Source organism: Herbaspirillum chlorophenolicum (genome assembly GCF_001189955.1).
GTDB classification, from domain to species: domain Bacteria; phylum Pseudomonadota; class Gammaproteobacteria; order Burkholderiales; family Burkholderiaceae_D; genus Herbaspirillum; species Herbaspirillum chlorophenolicum.
Window position 1 is genome coordinate 1 of record NZ_LFLT01000169.1, and the last position, 546, is coordinate 546.

1 protein-coding gene is annotated in these 546 nt (G+C 59.7%); it reads left to right on the plus strand.

Going from position 1 to position 546, the window contains the following annotated elements; translation table 11 throughout:
* On the plus strand, positions 1 to 546 hold a 546-nt coding region (locus tag AKL28_RS23735; protein WP_156226493.1), incomplete at both ends, for a multicopper oxidase domain-containing protein.

The following is a 546-nucleotide window of genomic DNA, read 5'->3' on the forward strand; positions in this document are numbered from 1 at the left end:
GTATGGAGTCCATGGACGGCAAAACTGGGGCGCAACCGATGCAGGGGATGGATCATAGCCAGCACCAGATGGCTCCGGCCAATCCTCTGAAGGTGCCCAGCAAGAAAGCTCGCCATGCCAAGACAGAATATGGTCCCAGCACCGACGCCCGGGTCGATAGCGCCCGTACCAATCTGGATGATCCAGGGGTTGGCTTACGTAACAATGGCCGCCGCGTACTGACCTTGGCCGACATGCACACGATTGGCGGCCCGCTCGACAACCGTGGCGCCGAGCGTGAAGTCGAACTGCATCTGACCGGCAATATGGAGCGTTACGCCTGGTCGCTTGATGGCTTGGAGTTCGGCAAGTCCACGCCCATTCATTTCCGCTATGGCGAACGCCTGCGTGTCATCCTGCATAACGACTCCATGATGACGCACCCTATGCACTTGCACGGGCTGTGGAGCGAGCTGGAGACGCCCAACGGGGATTTCCTCGCTCGACGTCACACCATTCCGGTACAGCCTGCCCAGCGTATCAGTTTCCTGGTCACAGCGGATGCTC